11 protein-coding genes and 1 pseudogene are annotated in these 14,015 nt (G+C 74.6%); 4 read left to right on the top strand and 8 right to left on the bottom strand.

All coding sequences use genetic code 11. The annotated features are described in order from the left end of the window. The first annotated feature begins 99 nt into the window (after nucleotides 1–99). The 4 genes and pseudogenes from HNR61_RS18265 (at nucleotide 100) to HNR61_RS18275 (ending at nucleotide 3,822) form a co-directional block, all read left to right on the top strand. On the top strand, nucleotides 100–1,329 hold the full coding sequence (locus HNR61_RS18265; RefSeq protein ID WP_182844337.1) for an NRAMP family divalent metal transporter: 1,230 nt from the start codon (nucleotides 100–102) through the stop codon (nucleotides 1,327–1,329). 13 nt (nucleotides 1,330–1,342) lie between these two features. Further along, a pseudogene (locus tag HNR61_RS47850) lies at nucleotides 1,343–1,900 on the top strand (5-oxoprolinase subunit B family protein); the annotation flags it as partial. Nucleotides 1,901–2,110: 210 nt separating this feature from the next. After that, complete coding sequence (locus tag HNR61_RS18270; RefSeq protein WP_312897987.1) at nucleotides 2,111–3,031, top strand: 5-oxoprolinase subunit C family protein; 921 nt, start codon at nucleotides 2,111–2,113, stop codon at nucleotides 3,029–3,031. Further along, on the top strand, nucleotides 3,031–3,822 hold the full coding sequence (locus HNR61_RS18275; RefSeq protein WP_182844339.1) for a putative hydro-lyase: 792 nt from the start codon (nucleotides 3,031–3,033) through the stop codon (nucleotides 3,820–3,822). Before HNR61_RS18270 ends, HNR61_RS18275 begins: the two co-directional genes overlap by 1 nt. Here the strand turns inward: HNR61_RS18275 and HNR61_RS18280 are convergent. From HNR61_RS18280 to HNR61_RS18315, 8 genes are all read right to left on the bottom strand, one after another. Further along, nucleotides 3,812–6,871: an alpha-L-rhamnosidase gene (locus HNR61_RS18280; protein WP_220509465.1), complete on the bottom strand. Its 3,060-nt coding sequence runs from the start codon at nucleotides 6,869–6,871 to the stop codon at nucleotides 3,812–3,814. The two genes, HNR61_RS18275 and HNR61_RS18280, sit on opposite strands and share 11 nt — an antisense overlap. A 58-nt stretch (nucleotides 6,872–6,929) precedes the next feature. After that, on the bottom strand, nucleotides 6,930–7,433 hold the full coding sequence (locus HNR61_RS18285; protein WP_182844340.1) for a nucleoside deaminase: 504 nt from the start codon (nucleotides 7,431–7,433) through the stop codon (nucleotides 6,930–6,932). A 45-nt stretch (nucleotides 7,434–7,478) separates the two neighbouring features. Then, complete coding sequence (locus tag HNR61_RS18290) at nucleotides 7,479–8,207, bottom strand: class I SAM-dependent methyltransferase (protein WP_220509466.1); 729 nt, start codon at nucleotides 8,205–8,207, stop codon at nucleotides 7,479–7,481. A 135-nt stretch (nucleotides 8,208–8,342) separates the two neighbouring features. Next, the gene (locus HNR61_RS18295) at nucleotides 8,343–9,374 is read right to left on the bottom strand and encodes a S1 family peptidase (protein WP_182844342.1); all 1,032 of its coding nucleotides are present in this window, start codon (nucleotides 9,372–9,374) and stop codon (nucleotides 8,343–8,345) included. A 209-nt stretch (nucleotides 9,375–9,583) separates the two neighbouring features. Next, nucleotides 9,584–10,588: a LacI family DNA-binding transcriptional regulator gene (locus HNR61_RS18300; protein WP_182844343.1), complete on the bottom strand. Its 1,005-nt coding sequence runs from the start codon at nucleotides 10,586–10,588 to the stop codon at nucleotides 9,584–9,586. A 22-nt stretch (nucleotides 10,589–10,610) separates the two neighbouring features. Beyond that, nucleotides 10,611–12,011: a GH1 family beta-glucosidase gene (locus HNR61_RS18305; RefSeq protein ID WP_182844344.1), complete on the bottom strand. Its 1,401-nt coding sequence runs from the start codon at nucleotides 12,009–12,011 to the stop codon at nucleotides 10,611–10,613. Between the two features lie 97 nt (nucleotides 12,012–12,108). Further along, nucleotides 12,109–12,987, bottom strand: a complete 879-nt coding sequence (locus tag HNR61_RS18310) for a carbohydrate ABC transporter permease (RefSeq protein ID WP_067818359.1) — start codon at nucleotides 12,985–12,987, stop codon at nucleotides 12,109–12,111. Further along, nucleotides 12,984–13,964: a carbohydrate ABC transporter permease gene (locus tag HNR61_RS18315; protein WP_182844345.1), complete on the bottom strand. Its 981-nt coding sequence runs from the start codon at nucleotides 13,962–13,964 to the stop codon at nucleotides 12,984–12,986. The genes HNR61_RS18310 and HNR61_RS18315 overlap by 4 nt, the downstream gene beginning before the upstream one ends. Nucleotides 13,965–14,015 lie beyond the last annotated feature (51 nt).

Genomic DNA, 14,015 nt, shown 5'->3' on the forward strand with positions numbered 1-14,015 from the left:
CGCCCAGCGTAACGCCGAGAACTGTTCAACAGAAACCTTGCGGGGATTGTTCAACAATCTTACGATGCGGAAAAGTTCCCTGAGCTCCGAGGGGCCGCCATGACGGACCGCAGCCTGCAGGACCACGCCGAGACCACCCCCGCCCGACCCGGACGCGCCGCCCTGGTCGGGGCCATGTTCCTGATGGCGACCAGTGCGATCGGCCCCGGCTTCATCACCCAGACCACCGTGTTCACCGCCCGGCTGGGCGCGGCGCTGGCGTTCGCGATCCTGGTGTCGGTGCTGGTGGACATCGCCATCCAGATGAACGTGTGGCGCGTCGTCGGCGTCGCCGGCCGCCGCGCCCAGGACCTCGCCAACGGCGTGCTGCCCGGCTCCGGCTACGCGCTGGCCGGGCTGGACGTGTTCGGCGGGCTGGTGTTCAACATCGGCAACGTCGCCGGCTGCGCCCTCGGCCTGAACGCCCTGTTCGGCCTCGACTTCAAGATCGGCGGCGTGCTCTCGGCGCTGGTCGCGGTCGCGGTGTTCCTCAGCCGCCGCGCCGGGGTCGCGATGGACCGCATCGTGATCGTGCTCGGCTTCGTGATGATCGCGATGACGCTGTACGTGGCGGTCGTGTCCGGCCCGCCGGTCGGCGACGCGCTGCGCCAGACGGTCCTGCCCGAGCAGGTCGACTTCCTCGTCATCACCACGCTGATCGGCGGCACCGTGGGCGGCTACATCGTCTACGCCGGCGCGCACCGCATGATCGAGTCGGGGCTGACCGGGCCGGAGCACGTGCGCGGCATCACCCGCGCCTCGATCTCCGGCATCCTGATCACCGCGCTGATGCGGGTGCTGCTGTTCCTGGCGGTGCTCGGCGTGGTCGCCGGAGGCGTGAAGCTGGCCGCCGCCAACCCCGCGCCGTCGGCGTTCCAGCACGCCGCCGGGGAGGTCGGGCTGCGCGTCTTCGGCCTGATCATGTGGTCCGCCGCGATCACCTCGGTGATCGGCGCGTCGTACACCTCGGTGTCGTTCTGCGTGTCGTTCTCGCCGTGGATCCTGAAGTACCGCAACTACCTGGTCGTGGCGTTCATCGCGGTGTCCACCGTGCTGTTCCTGACGCTCGGCAAGGCCCCGGTGACCCTGCTGATCCTGGCGGGCGCGCTGAACGGCCTGATCCTGCCGTTCGGCCTGGGCCTGCTGCTGTGGGTGGCGGCCCGCCGCCGCGACCTGATGGGGAACTACCGGTACCCCGCCTGGCTGCTGGCGGTCGGCGCCGCGGCCTGGCTGCTGTCGATCTACCTCGGCTGGAACTCCCTGACCGCGATCGCCGAACTCTGGAACTGAGAGAGAACCCCGCGTGCGGATCCTGCCCAACGGCGACCTGTCCCTCCTGGTCGAGCTGCCCGACCTGGAGACGATGCTCGGCCTGCACTCCGTCCTGGCCGACGATCCGCCGCCCGGCGTCGTGGACGTGGTCCCGGCGGCCCGCACGCTGACGCTCCTGCTCGACCGCGCCGCCGACCCGGCCACGGTCGCCGCCGCCGTCCGCGGCGCGCGGCCCCGGCCCCCGGCGGCGCGGCCGGGCGACACCGTCGAGATCCCGGTGGTGTACGACGGCGAGGACCTGGCGGAGGTGGCCGACGCGACGGGGCTGACCCCCGCCGAGGTCGTCGCCGCGCACACCGGGACGCCGTGGCGGGTGGCGTTCACGGGCTTCGCCCCGGGCTTCGGCTACCTGGTGGGCGGCGACCCCCGCCTGAACGTCCCGCGCCGCTCGGTCCCCCGCGTCCGCGTCCCGGCGGGCGCGGTCGGCCTGGCGGGGGAGTTCAGCGGCATTTACCCGGTGGAGTCCCCGGGAGGCTGGCAGCTGATCGGCCGCACCGACGTACCGATGTGGGACCTGGACCGCGTCCCACCCGCCCTGCTACGCCCCGGCGTCGAAGTGCGCTTCGTAGCAAGCGACACCCCACCGGAAACCCCGCCCCTCCCCAGAACAACGAACCTCCCGACACTCTCCACCCCGGAGGCGTGCCACACCCGGGAGGCCAGGACAGGCCCGGGTGAGCCAGAGCCGAACGTGCCGACCGGCCCGGCCCCGGAGACGCGTGGTGGCACGCGGGACGAGGTGGGAGCGGAGGGAACGGGTGCGCGTGGGGCGTCCGTTCGGGCTCCGGTGGGGCGGGCGCTGGAGGTGGTCGCGGCGGGGCCGCTGGCCACCGTCCAGGATCTGGGACGTGCCGGGAACGCGGCGCTCGGGGTCGGTGCGGCGGGGGCCGCCGACCCCGAGGCACTGCGGCTGGCGAACCGCGCCGTCGGCAATCCCGAGGACGCCGCCGCGATCGAGGTCACGCTCGGGGGGTTCGCGGCGCGCTGCCACGGCGGGGCGTTCGCGGTCGTCACCGGCGCGCCCGCCCCGCTGACCGTGGACGGCCGGGCCGTGGCCCCGTACTCGGTGTTCCCCGTGCCCGACGGCGCGGAGGTCCGGATGGGCCCGCCGCCCTCGGGGCTGCGCAGCTACCTGGCCGTGCGCGGGGGCGTGGCGGTGCCGCCGGTGCTCGGGTCGCGCTCCACCGACACCCTCTCCGGGGTCGGGCCCGAGCCGGTGCGGCCCGGGACGCTGCTGCCGGTCGGGGAGCCGCCCGAGGCGGCGCCGTTCCTGGACGTGCTGCCCGTGGGGCGTCCCGCCGAGGACGAGATCACGCTGCGGGTGCGGCTCGGGCCCCGCGACGACTGGTTCACGGGCGACGCGGTGGCGGCGCTGCTGGCCGAGCCCTACACGGTGACCAGCGAGATCGACCGGGTGGGGATGCGGCTGGACGGGCCGCCGCTGGCCCGCGCCCGGTCCGGGGAGCTGCCCAGCGAGGGCATGGTCACCGGCGCCCTCCAGGTGCCGCCGTCCGGCCGCCCCGTGCTGTTCCTGGCCGACCACCCGCTGACCGGCGGCTACCCGGTGATCGCCGTGGTGGTCGCCGCCGACGTCCCGCGCGCCGCGCAGGCCCGGCCCGGGCAGCGGCTGCGGTTCCGACCCGACCGAAGGGGAACGTGATGAGCACTCCGCCCGACGCCGCGACACTCACACCCGACCGGGCCCGCGCGCTGTTCCGCGGGGGGCTGCGCGCCCCCACGGCGGGCTGGTGCGCGGGCTGGACCCAGGCGAACCTGATCGCGGTGCCCCGCGAGGACGCCTACGACGTGCTGCTGTTCGCCCAGCGCAACCCCAAGGCGTGCCCGGTGCTGGACGTGACCGAGCCGGGCGGGACCTCGGCGTCGCTGTTCCGCGGCGACCTGCGCACCGACCTGCCCGGCTACGTCGTCTACGAGGACGGCGTCCCGGTCGCCGAGGTGACGGACGCGACCGGGCACTGGCGCGACGACCTGGTGGCGTTCCTGATCGGGTGCAGCTTCACCTTCGAGAACGCCCTGGCGGAGGCGGGCGTCCCGGTCCGCCACATCGAGCAGGGCCGCAACGTCCCCATGTACCGCACCTCCCGGCCGTGCCGCGGCGCGGGCGCGCTGGGCGGCCGGCTGGTGGTGTCGATGCGCCCGGTCCCCGCCGGACGCGTCGCCGACGCCGTCCGCGTCACCGCCCGCTACCCCGCGGTCCACGGGGCGCCGGTCCACGTCGGCGACCCCGCCGCGCTCGGCATCGCGGACCTGGACGCGCCCGACTTCGGCGACGCGGTGGAGGTGCGCCCCGGCGAGGTCCCGGTGTTCTGGGCCTGCGGCGTGACCCCGCAGGCGGCGGTGATGGCCTCGCGCCCGAAGTTCGCCATCGGCCACGCCCCGGGCCACATGGCCATCACCGACGCCCGCGACGGCGACTACCTCATCCCCTGACCGGCGCCTCGACCCGGTGGCGGCCCGACCCCAGCTCGCGGCGGCCACCGGGCACGGCGACCTCGGCGACGGCGTTGACCGGCACGCGGACGTCGAGGACCAGCGTGCCGCCGCGCCGCCGCCAGGCCACCTCGATCCGCCCGCGCACGGTGTCCAGCGCGACCCGCGCCGACGCCAGCGGCCCGAACGCCCGGGGCGCGACCGCGAACCGCGCCCATCCCGGCCGCAGCATCTCGACGCCGACGACGCGCTCCACCAGCCAGGTCACCGGCGAGCTGAGGATCGGGTCGTTGCGGCCCCGCGCGGTGCTCTCCCAGCTCTCCCAGAACGTCGTCGCGCCGAGCCCTCGCAGGTACCCGTAGGAGGGGTAGGTCTCCTGCCCGAGGACGGCGTGGGCCAGGTCGGCGCGTCCGTGGTCGGACAGCGCGTAGGGGAGCGTCGCGGTGCCCGCGCACCCGGTGTTCAGATGCCGTCCCCTCGCCTCGACGTCGGCGGCCAGGCCCGCCGCGACCCTCCGCGCGTGCTCGGCCGGGACCAGCCCGAACGCCAGCGGCACGGCGTTGCTGGTCTGCCGGTAGCCGACCGCCCGTTCGGTGCGGTAGTGCCCGGCCGCGGTGTCGAGGAACGCCGCGTTGAACCGCCGGACCAGCTCCTCGGTCCGCGACCGCCAGCGCCGGGCGTGGTCGGCGCGGCCCAGCAGGTCGGCCAGCGCCGTGGCGTCCCGCAGGCTCTGGACGAGGTGGGCGGTGCCGACGAGCCGGCCGCCCTCGGGCGCCTGCGGGTTGCCGGTGCCGTGCGGCGGGTACCAGTCGCCGAACCGGTCGTCCACGAGCCCGTCGCCCGCCTGCGCCAGCAGCCATTCGGCGTAGCGGGCGACGGCGTCGAAGTGCCGTTCGGGAACGGTCGGGTCGCCGTAGGTCATCCAGTAGCGCCGCACCAGGTACGGGTACACGCCCGTCCAGGTCGGGGACGGCTCGCCCGCCAGGTCGTCGCCCAGCGGCGCGACGAGCGGCAGCCGCCCGTCCGGGGCCTGCCGCAGCCGCAGGTCCTCCAGCCACTTGGCGAACAGGCTCGCCGCGCCGAACCGGTACAGCATGGGCTGGGCGGCGAAGTGCGCGTTGCCGGTCCACCCGCTCTTGCCCCCGGCCGGGCCGATCGCCGGATGCCCGAACAGGACGCCGCGGGCGCTCCGCGCGAACGCCCCGACGATCCACTGCGTCACCGGGTGCCCGACGCGCAGGTCCATCGTGTCGGCCAGGTCGCCGTGCACGGGCACGGCCACCAGGTCCAGGTCCCGGTCGGTGCCGCTGACCTCGACGTACCGGAAGCCCTTGTAGGTGAACGACGGCTCCCACGTCTCCACGCCGCGCCCCGCCGCCGTGAACTCGTCCACCTGGTAGCGGCCCGTCACGGCGGGGTTGTGGTACCAGCCGGGCGCGCCGACGAAGACACGGCCGCGGTCGTCGAGCTTCTCCCCGTACTGCATCCGGACCGTCGTGCCCTCGGGGAGCCGGGCGCGCAGCCGCGCCCACCCGGCGAGGGTGAGCCCGAAGTCGTACACGCGGACGCCGTCGCGCCGGGTCACCGCCACCGGCCTGACCGCCCCGTGCGTGCGGACGGGTTCGGCCGCGTACGCCTCCACCCGCCCGGCGGGCCGCTCCACGACCGCGGCGGGACGCCACCCGGACGCGCGGAACCCGGGCTCGCTCCACCCTTCCAGCCGGGCCGCCCGCCGCGCGTCGTAGGACTCGCCGCCCATCGCGCCCTCGGCCGTGGTCGGGCCCTCGGTCACCCGCCAGTCCGGCCCGGTGCGCACGGTGACCGCGCGGCCGTCGGCCAGCGTCACCACCAGCTCCGCGCGGACCCGCGGCTCGGCCGTCCACGGCGCGAGATGGCTCCCGTCGGTCTCCGGCGCCCGGGTGGCGAAGAAACCCCGGCCGAGCGCGATCCCGACGGCGTTGCGGCCCCGCCGCACCAGCCCGGTGACGTCGTGGGAGGTGAACAGGACGCGGCGGTCGTAGTCGGTGACGACCGGCGACAGCACGGCGTCGCCGACGCGCCGCCCGTTGATCCTGCTCACCGCGTGCCCGAGCCCCGACACGTACAGCCGCGCCGCCGCGACCTCGCCCGGCACGTCGAACTCGGCGCGCACCAGCGGGGCGGCGGGCGGGTCCGGCGGGATCCCGAACAGCCAGCGGTCGTCGGCCTCCCGGACCCCGTCGCGGTAGGCGTCGCCGTGCGGGTAGGCGTCCTCGCCGGCCCCCATCCAGCTCAGCTCGCCCCGGACCCGCGACAGCTCCAGGTAGAAGGCGCCGCCCTCCACCGGGCGCGGCAGGTCGAGCCTGCCCTGCACCTGCCCGTCGAGCCCGGACAGCTCCCGCCGCCCGAGCACCGCCCCGCCGGGCCCGTCCCGGTGCAGCGTCATGACGCATCCGGCGCCGGTCCCGGCCGTCAGCAGCACCGCGACGGCCGTCAGCCGGCTTTCCGACCGGAACGTCTGCCCCAGCGTGCGACCGTCCTCCAGCCGCGCCGGGAACAGCCGGCGCGGCCCGAGGGTGTGCGGTGACGGCGGCAGCACGGCCCCGGTGCCGATCCACCGGGCGGTCCACTCCTCCTCGCGCGTCAGCGCGGTCTCGAACCACGACGCCGCGCTCCACGGCCCGGCCCGGCCGCCCTCGTCCCAGACGCGGACGCGCCAGTGGTACCGCGTCCGCGACCGCAGCGCCGGGCCGCCGTACACGCGCGCGGTCTGCTCCCCGGACGCCACGCGCCCCGAGTCCCACACGTCCGCCCGCCCGGCGGCCGATCCGACCGCGATCTGGTAGGCGCTCTGCGCGCGCCCGGTGCCCCCGGCCTCCAGCCGCCACCCGAACCGGGGCCGCGCGGCGTCGATCCCGAGCGGCGCGACCAGATGCTCGACGGTGAGGTGGACGGCCCGGACCGGACCGTCCCCCGGCCCGGCGGCCCGCGCGTCGCGGGCCGGGACCGCGCTCAGCGCGGCGGCCCCGGCCGTTCCTCCGATGAATCCCCTACGGCTCATGTCGCTCATCGCCCGATGCTCGGTGAGCGACACGGGTCCCGGCGTCCGCCGCCGGGAGGCTCCGCCCCTACTCCGCCGGGCGTACCGGGTCGGGCACCGTGCGCCGGTGCAGCTCGCGCATCGTCTCGGCCAGCGCGGGCACCGGCCCGTCCACGGAGACGCCGGGCGCGACCTCGTGGACCGGCAGCGCCCGCACCGGCGAGGGCCGCGCGCCCCATCCGGCCCGCCACTCGACGAGCTGCGCCGACGACACGGCGTAGACGATCCGCCCCAGCCCGACCCAGGCGTGCGCGGCCGAGCACATCGGGCAGTGCTCGCCGGAGGTGAACACGGTGGCGGCGGCGCGCTCCTCCGGCGTCATGTTCCCGGCGGCCCACCGCGCCAGCTCGAACTCCGGATGCCGGGTCTCGTCGCCGTCCTTGACGCGGTTGCGGTCCTCGCCGAGCACCCGGCCGTCCCCGCCGACCAGCACGGACCCGAACGGCTCGTCCCCGTCCTCCAGCGCCTCGGTGGCCAACTCCACGCACCGCCGGAGATGGGCCATCTCCTCGGTGGTCGGTTCGTATGTCATGCCCGGATCGTAGATCATCGGGCGGGGCGGGCGGGTTTCCGCCGGTTACCGGAGGGCGACCAGCACGGCGCTCGGCCCGTGCTGCCAGACCGGCCCGGCCTCGGCGAACCCGGCCCGGCGCAGCAGGGCGGCATGGCGTTCCAGGCTGAGGCCGTTGTCGCCGCCGGGTCCCAGGTCGCGGCGGTCCCGCTCGGCCAGCAGGCCGGCGAACGCGGGCTCGCCCCGCACGGCCCGCCACCACGCGGCCCAGTCCTCCCCGGCCGGGGACTCCCGGGGGCCCAGCGACGCGGCGAGCGCGGCCACGCCGGGCTGCTCGGCGACGAAGTGGTCGGCGTTGACGAGCAGGCCGCCCGGCCGCAGCAGCGACCGGACCTCCCGGTAGACCCGCAGCAGGTCGGGTTCGGGCAGGTAGTGCAGGGCGGTGCTGGAGACGGCGGCGTCCAGCGGCCGGTCCGCGCCCAGCGCCCCGGTCCAGCCGGGGGCGCCGATCACCGCGTCCGCGAACCGCACCGCCGCGCCGTGCCGGCGGCGGCCGAGCTCCAGCAGGAACGGGTCGGCGTCCACGGCGACGACCTCCAGGCCGGGCGTCCGGGCGGCCAGCCGCGCGGCCAGCGAGCCCGGCCCGCAGCCCAGGTCGGCGGCGAGCGGACGGTCCCGGCCCGCGACGGCGCGGGCCACCAGGTCGGCGACCACGGTGAGGCGCTCCTCGCGGTCGAGGGCGTAGTGCCGCTGCTGGAGCTCCCAGCGCTCGACCCAGTGGGTGGCGGGATCCATGCCGACGATCATAGGGAACGATAACCGTTTCCAAAAGGGGGCGGGCAGGCCCGGGGAACGGGCCTGCCCGAGGCTTCTCCGGCGGGGCGGGGAGGGAGAGGGAAGGCCCCGCCGGAGACCGTCGATCCGGAGGGATCAGTACACGCTCACGCCGTAGACGTTCAGGGCCTCGACGACGGGCTGGAAGAACGTCGTGCCGCCGGTGGAGCAGTTGCCGCTGCCGCCGGAGGTCAGGCCGAGGGCGGCGGTGCCCGCGAACAGCGAGCCGCCGCTGTCGCCGGGCTGGGCGCACACGGTGGTGCGGATCAGGCCCGACACCGTGCCCTGCGGGTAGTTCACGGTCTGGTTGAGGGCGGTCACCTGGCCGCTGCGCACCTGGGTGGTGCTGCCGCTGCGGCGGACGCTCTCGCCGACCACCGCGTTGCGGGCGCTGGCGATGTCCTGGGAGCCGGGGTAGAGGTAGACGCTGCCGGGCTTGGCGACGCTGGTGTTGGTGTAGCGGACGATGCCGTAGTCGTTGCCCGGGAAGCTGCTGCCGGACCGGGTGCCGAGCGTCTGGCTGCCGTCGGTCCAGGTGGACCCGGCGTTGGTGCAGTGCCCGGCGGTCAGGAAGTACTGCGTGCCGGCGCTGTTGCGGACGTTGAAGCCGAGCGAGCAGCGGGAGCCGCCGGTGTAGATGGCCTGCCCGCCCGCGATGAACGTCGTGAACTTCCCGGCCACGTGCTCCAGCCGCACGGCCGGGCCGTGCTTGGCGGCGGCCTTGCGGACCTTCGCCAGCTTCGCGCCGGTCACCGAGTCGTCGTAGGAGACCACGACCTGGTTGGAGACGGGGTCGGTGCCCCACGCGGTGCCGGGGATGCGGGCTTCGCGGTCGAGTGCGCCGGTGACCTTCGCGAGCGCGGCGGCGCTGTGCGCGACCGTGCGGGGCACGGCGCCCGCCGCGCGGACCGTGGAGGCCGCGCCGGCGTCGGTGACGTTGACGACGAGTCTGCCGTTGTCGACGTAGGAACCCGAGCTGCGGGAGCCGAGGGTGTCGGCGAGGGTCTGCGCGACCTTGCCGGGGTCGGGCGCGGGCGCGGGAGCGGCCGTCGCGTGGGCGGGGGCGGTGGCCAGGCCGGCGGCCAGGGCGGCCGTCGCGAGAACGGGGACGGAACGGGTGAGGCGCATCCTCACTGCCTCCTTTGGCGGGATCGCGGCGCGTCCCGATGACGCGTCACGATTCACGTGAAGAGTGAAGAAGTCTCATATGGCATGACAATTGGGGGAACTTGCCTAATCGTCCGACTGGATATGGCGAGCCTGTGAAGACCCCCTGTCAGGGTGATCCGACGCCGCCCCGGCGTTGGCCGGATCCGGCCACCGAAATCGGGAACCGGTCAGCCGGACGCCCGGACCACCAGGCGTGGTTTGAGGATCACCACCGGCTCCGGCAGCGGATCGCCGTTGATCCGCGCCATCAGCAGCCGGGCCATCTCCCGTCCCATCTCCTCGGCCGACTGGTGCACGGTCGTCAGCGGCGGATCCGCCAGCGGCGCGGCCGCCGAGTCGTCGAACCCCACCACCGCCACGTCCTCGGGAACGCGGCGGCCGCGCCGCCGCAGCGCCCGCAGCGCGCCCAGCGCCATCGGGTCGTCGGCCGCGAACACCGCGTCCAGCCCCGGATCGCGCTCCAGCAGCTCCTCCACGGCGGTGATGCCGCTGGCCTCCCCGAAGTCGCCGTAGGCGACCAGCTCGGGCAGCCCCGCCTCGGCCAGGGCCACTCGGTAGCCGGTCAGCCGGTCGATGCCCACGCCCATGTCCTGCGGGCCGGCGATCGTGGCGATCCGGCGGCGGCCCCGCGCCACCAGGTGCTCCACGGCCTGCCGCGCGCCCTCGCGGTTGTCCACGTCGACGTAGCTGAACGGGGCCAGGCCCGGCGGGCAGCCGCCGAGCACCGTCGGCACGCCGCCCGCCTCCAGCCGCGCCGGCAGCGGGTCCTCGGCGTGCAGCGAGGTCAGCAGGACCCCGTCCACGTGCTGCGGCGTCAGGTAGTGCTCCAGCCGCGCGTACTCCTCCGGCGACCGCGCCAGCGCCAGCAGCAGTTGCAGGCCGGTGTCGCCGAGCGTCGCGCTGATCCCCCGGATGATCCCGGCGAAGTACGGCTCCCCGAACAGTCGCTGCTCGGACTCGGCGACCACCAGCGCCACGGTGTCGGTGCGGTTGGTGACCAGCGTCCGGGCCGCCCGGTTGGGCACGTACCCCAGCTCGTCGATCGCCTTGCGCACCGCCTCGCGCGCCTGCGCGCTGACCTTGGGGGAGCCGTTGATGACGCGCGACACCGTCCCGCGGCCCACCCCGGCGCGGGCCGCGACCTCCTCCAGGGTGGGCCGTCTGCCCGTCATCGCTCCCCCTCGCCAGGGGCGGTCAGAGACCGCCCCGCCCGATCACGCCGGCGTACCAGCGCGCGCTGTCCTTGGGCGTGCGGCGCTGCGTGGCGTAGTCCACGTGGACCAGCCCGAAGCGCTTGGAATACCCCCACGCCCACTCGAAATTATCCAGCAGCGACCACACGAAGTAGCCCCGCAGCGGAACGCCCCGCCCGACCGCCTCCCGGCAGGCCCGCAGATGCTGCTCCAGATAGGACACGCGCCCGGCGTCGTGGACCGTTCCGCCGCCGTCGGGGGCCTCGTCGTAGCCCGCGCCGTTCTCGGTGACGTACAGCGGGACGGCCGGGTACTCCCGGTGGACCCGCGTCAGCACCTCCACCAGCCCGTCGGCGTCGATCTCCCAGCCCATGCCGGTGACCGCCCGCCCGCCCGACACGAACCGCACGTGCTCGCTGCCCACCCAAGGGGAGTGCGCCGAGAACGGCGACGACACCGCCTGCGTCGCCTCGCCCGGACGGCCCGACACGGTGTGCCGCGTGTAGTAGTTGATCCCGAGCTGGTCCAGCGGCTGCGCGAGCGTCGCCAGGTCCGCGTCCGGCGGCGCGAACGCGTACGGCTCCAGGTCCGCCAGCACGTCCTCGGGGTAGCGGCCCAGCAGCAGCGGGTCCAGGAAGAACCGGTTCTGCATCCCGTCGATCCGGCGCGCGGCGTCCACGTCGGCCGGGTCGTCGCCGGCCGGGGAGACGGCGTACAGGTTCACGGCCGCGCCGAACCGGTTGCCCGGCCGCTGCGCCCGCATCGCCTCCACCGCCAGCCCGTGCCCCAGCATCAGGTGGTGCGCCGCGTGCAGCGACGCGCCCGCCTCCCGCCGTCCCGGCGCGTGCTCGCCGGAGGCGTAGCCGAGGAACGCCGCGCACCACGGCTCGTTGACGGTCGTCCAGTGCCGCACCCGGTCGCCGAGCGCCCCGTGCACGGCGGCGGCGTAGTCGGCGAACCGGTACGCGGTGTCGCGCTCGGGCCAGCCGCCCCCCTTCTCCAGCGTCGAGGGCAGGTCCCAGTGGTACAGCGTCGGCCACGGCTCGATGCCCGCCTCCAGCAGCGCGTCCACCAGCCGCCGGTAGAAGTCCAGGCCGCGTTCGTTGACCGCGCCCGCGCCCTCGGGCAGCACCCGAGGCCACGACACCGAGAACCGGTACGCCTTCAGCCCCAGCCCGGCCATCAACGCCACGTCGTCGCGGAACCGGTGGTAGTGGTCCACCGCCACGTCGCCGGTGTCGCCGCCCAGGACGTTGCCGGGGGCGCGGCAGAAGTCGTCCCACACCGAGGAGCCGCGCCCGTCCTCGGCCGCCGCGCCCTCGACCTGGTAGGCGGCGGTCGCCGCGCCCCACGCGAAGTCGTCGGGGAATCCCGTGTCGCCGGAGAACCCGCCCGCGCTCATGCCGCGTCCCCCGCTCGCTTCCAGGGCGCCACGAAGGCGCCGTCTTCCCTCGTCGCAGGCTCCTCAGTCCAGACGGCGCCGCGCCCTTGCAGCTCGCTCATGCCTTCACGGCCCCTTCCATGATTCCGCCGATGATCTGGCGGCCGAACACGACGAACACCGCCAGCAGCGGCAGGATCGCCACCGTGGTCCCGGCGAACATCAGCGTGTAGTCCTTGAAATAGGCGTTGGCCAGGTTGTTGATGGAAAGCTGCACGGTCGGGTTGTCGGGGCTCAGCACCGCCAGCGGCCACATGAACTCGTTCCAGGTCTGCATGAACGTCAGCAGCCCCAGCACGCCCGCCGCCGGGCGCAGCGCCGGCAGCACGACCCGCCAGTAGACGCCGAACGTCGAGCAGCCGTCCACGCGCGCCGCCTCGATCAGCTCGTCCGGCACCGCCTGGTCGGCGTACTGCCGCATCATGAACACCCCGAACCCGGTGACCAGGAACGGCACGATCACCGCCTGGAGCCGGTTCTGCCAGCCCAGCTCCACCATGATCATGTAGAGCGGGATGATGCCCATCTGGACCGGCACCATCATCGTCGCCACCACCGTCAGCAGCAGCGCGTTGCGGCCCCGGAACCGCAGCTTGGCGAACGCGAACCCGGCCAGCGAGGCGAAGAACACCGTCGAGACCGTCACGCAGGTCGCCACGATCGCCGAGTTCAGCAGGCCCTTGGCGAAGTAGGCGTCGGGGTTGTCGAACAGCCGCCCCACGTTGTCGCCGAACGAGCCGCCCGGCAGCACCGGCGGCGGCATGTCGGAGACCACGTCGTTGGTGCGGGTCGCCACCACGATCATCCAGTAGATCGGGAAGATCGACAGGACCAGCCCGGCGACCAGCGCCAGGTAGGTCAGCGGGCTGGCCTCCCAGAGCCCGCGCAGCCGGCCCGTTCCGCGCCGGGGCCCGCGCCGGGTGAGGGGGAACGTCATCGCGCGCCTCCGGTGCGTCGGACGAACAGGAAGTTGAGCAGCGAGAACGCGATGATCATCACGAACAGCGCCCAGGACACCGTGGCGGCGTAGCCGTACCGGTCCTCACCGAAGGCGTTGTCGAACATGTACATCGTGATCGTCTGGAACTGGTGCAGCGAGCCGCCGTCCATCCGGTTGGCGCTGCCGACGCCGAACAGCGCGGGCTCGGTGAACAGCTGGAGCCCGCCGATCGTGGACACGATGACGGCGAACAGGATCGTCGGCCGCAGCATCGGCACGGTGATCTGCCAGAACTGGCGCAGCCGGGACGCGCCGTCGATCGCGGCGGCCTCGTACAGGTCGCGCGGGATCGCCTGCATCGCCGCCAGGAAGATGAGCGCGTTGTAGCCGGTCCACCGCCAGTTCACCATCGTCGCGACCGCCACCCACGACCAGCCCCGGCTGGCCTGCCAGTCGATCGGGTCGGCCCCGACCAGGCCGATCAGCCAGTTGGTCAGGCCGTAGTCGCGGTCGAACAGCTGGGTGAACACGATCGCCACGGCCGCGGTGGAGGTGACCATCGGGGCCACCATCCCGATCCGGAAGAACGTGGAGGCCCGCATCTTGCGGTCCAGCGCCGCCGCCAGCGCCAGCGCCAGCAGCAGCTGCGGCACCGTCGACAGCACGAAGATCCCGACGGTGTTGACGGTGGCGTGCCAGAAGTCGGCGTCGCCGAGCAGGTAGCTGAAGTTGTCCAGCCCCACCCACTTGCGGGTGCCGGACGCCAGCCCCCACTCGTGCAGCGACACCCACAGCGTGAAGCCCAGCGGGAACACGCCGAAGGCCAGGAAGACCAGGAAGAACGGGGAGACGAACAGGTACGGGGAGGCCCGCAGGTCCAGCCGGGCCAACCGGGACCGCCAGCCGCCGCGGGGCGGCGGCACGTCGGCGGCTGGCGGATTCCCGGAGCGGGCGGGGCGCAGATCGATGGTCACGCGCCCTCCTTTCACGAGCGGTCGGCACGGCGGCGGGGCCGGGGGAGGGAG

It is taken from the genome of Actinomadura kijaniata, from assembly GCF_014138665.1.
GTDB lineage: Bacteria > Actinomycetota > Actinomycetes > Streptosporangiales > Streptosporangiaceae > Spirillospora > Spirillospora kijaniata.

What these genes read in the sequence shown, in the direction of transcription:
- HNR61_RS18265 (WP_182844337.1), top strand. Translation starts at nt 100, where the DNA reads ATGACGGACCGCAGCCTGCAGGACCACGCCGAGACCACCCCCGCCCGA.
- HNR61_RS18275 (WP_182844339.1), top strand. Translation starts at nt 3,031, where the DNA reads ATGAGCACTCCGCCCGACGCCGCGACACTCACACCCGACCGGGCCCGC.
- HNR61_RS18280 (WP_220509465.1), bottom strand. Translation starts at nt 6,871, where the DNA reads ATGAGCGACATGAGCCGTAGGGGATTCATCGGAGGAACGGCCGGGGCC.
- HNR61_RS18285 (WP_182844340.1), bottom strand. Translation starts at nt 7,433, where the DNA reads ATGACATACGAACCGACCACCGAGGAGATGGCCCATCTCCGGCGGTGC.
- HNR61_RS18290 (WP_220509466.1), bottom strand. Translation starts at nt 8,207, where the DNA reads ATGGATCCCGCCACCCACTGGGTCGAGCGCTGGGAGCTCCAGCAGCGG.
- HNR61_RS18295 (WP_182844342.1), bottom strand. Translation starts at nt 9,374, where the DNA reads ATGCGCCTCACCCGTTCCGTCCCCGTTCTCGCGACGGCCGCCCTGGCC.
- HNR61_RS18300 (WP_182844343.1), bottom strand. Translation starts at nt 10,588, where the DNA reads ATGACGGGCAGACGGCCCACCCTGGAGGAGGTCGCGGCCCGCGCCGGG.
- HNR61_RS18305 (WP_182844344.1), bottom strand. Translation starts at nt 12,011, where the DNA reads ATGAGCGCGGGCGGGTTCTCCGGCGACACGGGATTCCCCGACGACTTC.
- HNR61_RS18310 (WP_067818359.1), bottom strand. Translation starts at nt 12,987, where the DNA reads ATGACGTTCCCCCTCACCCGGCGCGGGCCCCGGCGCGGAACGGGCCGG.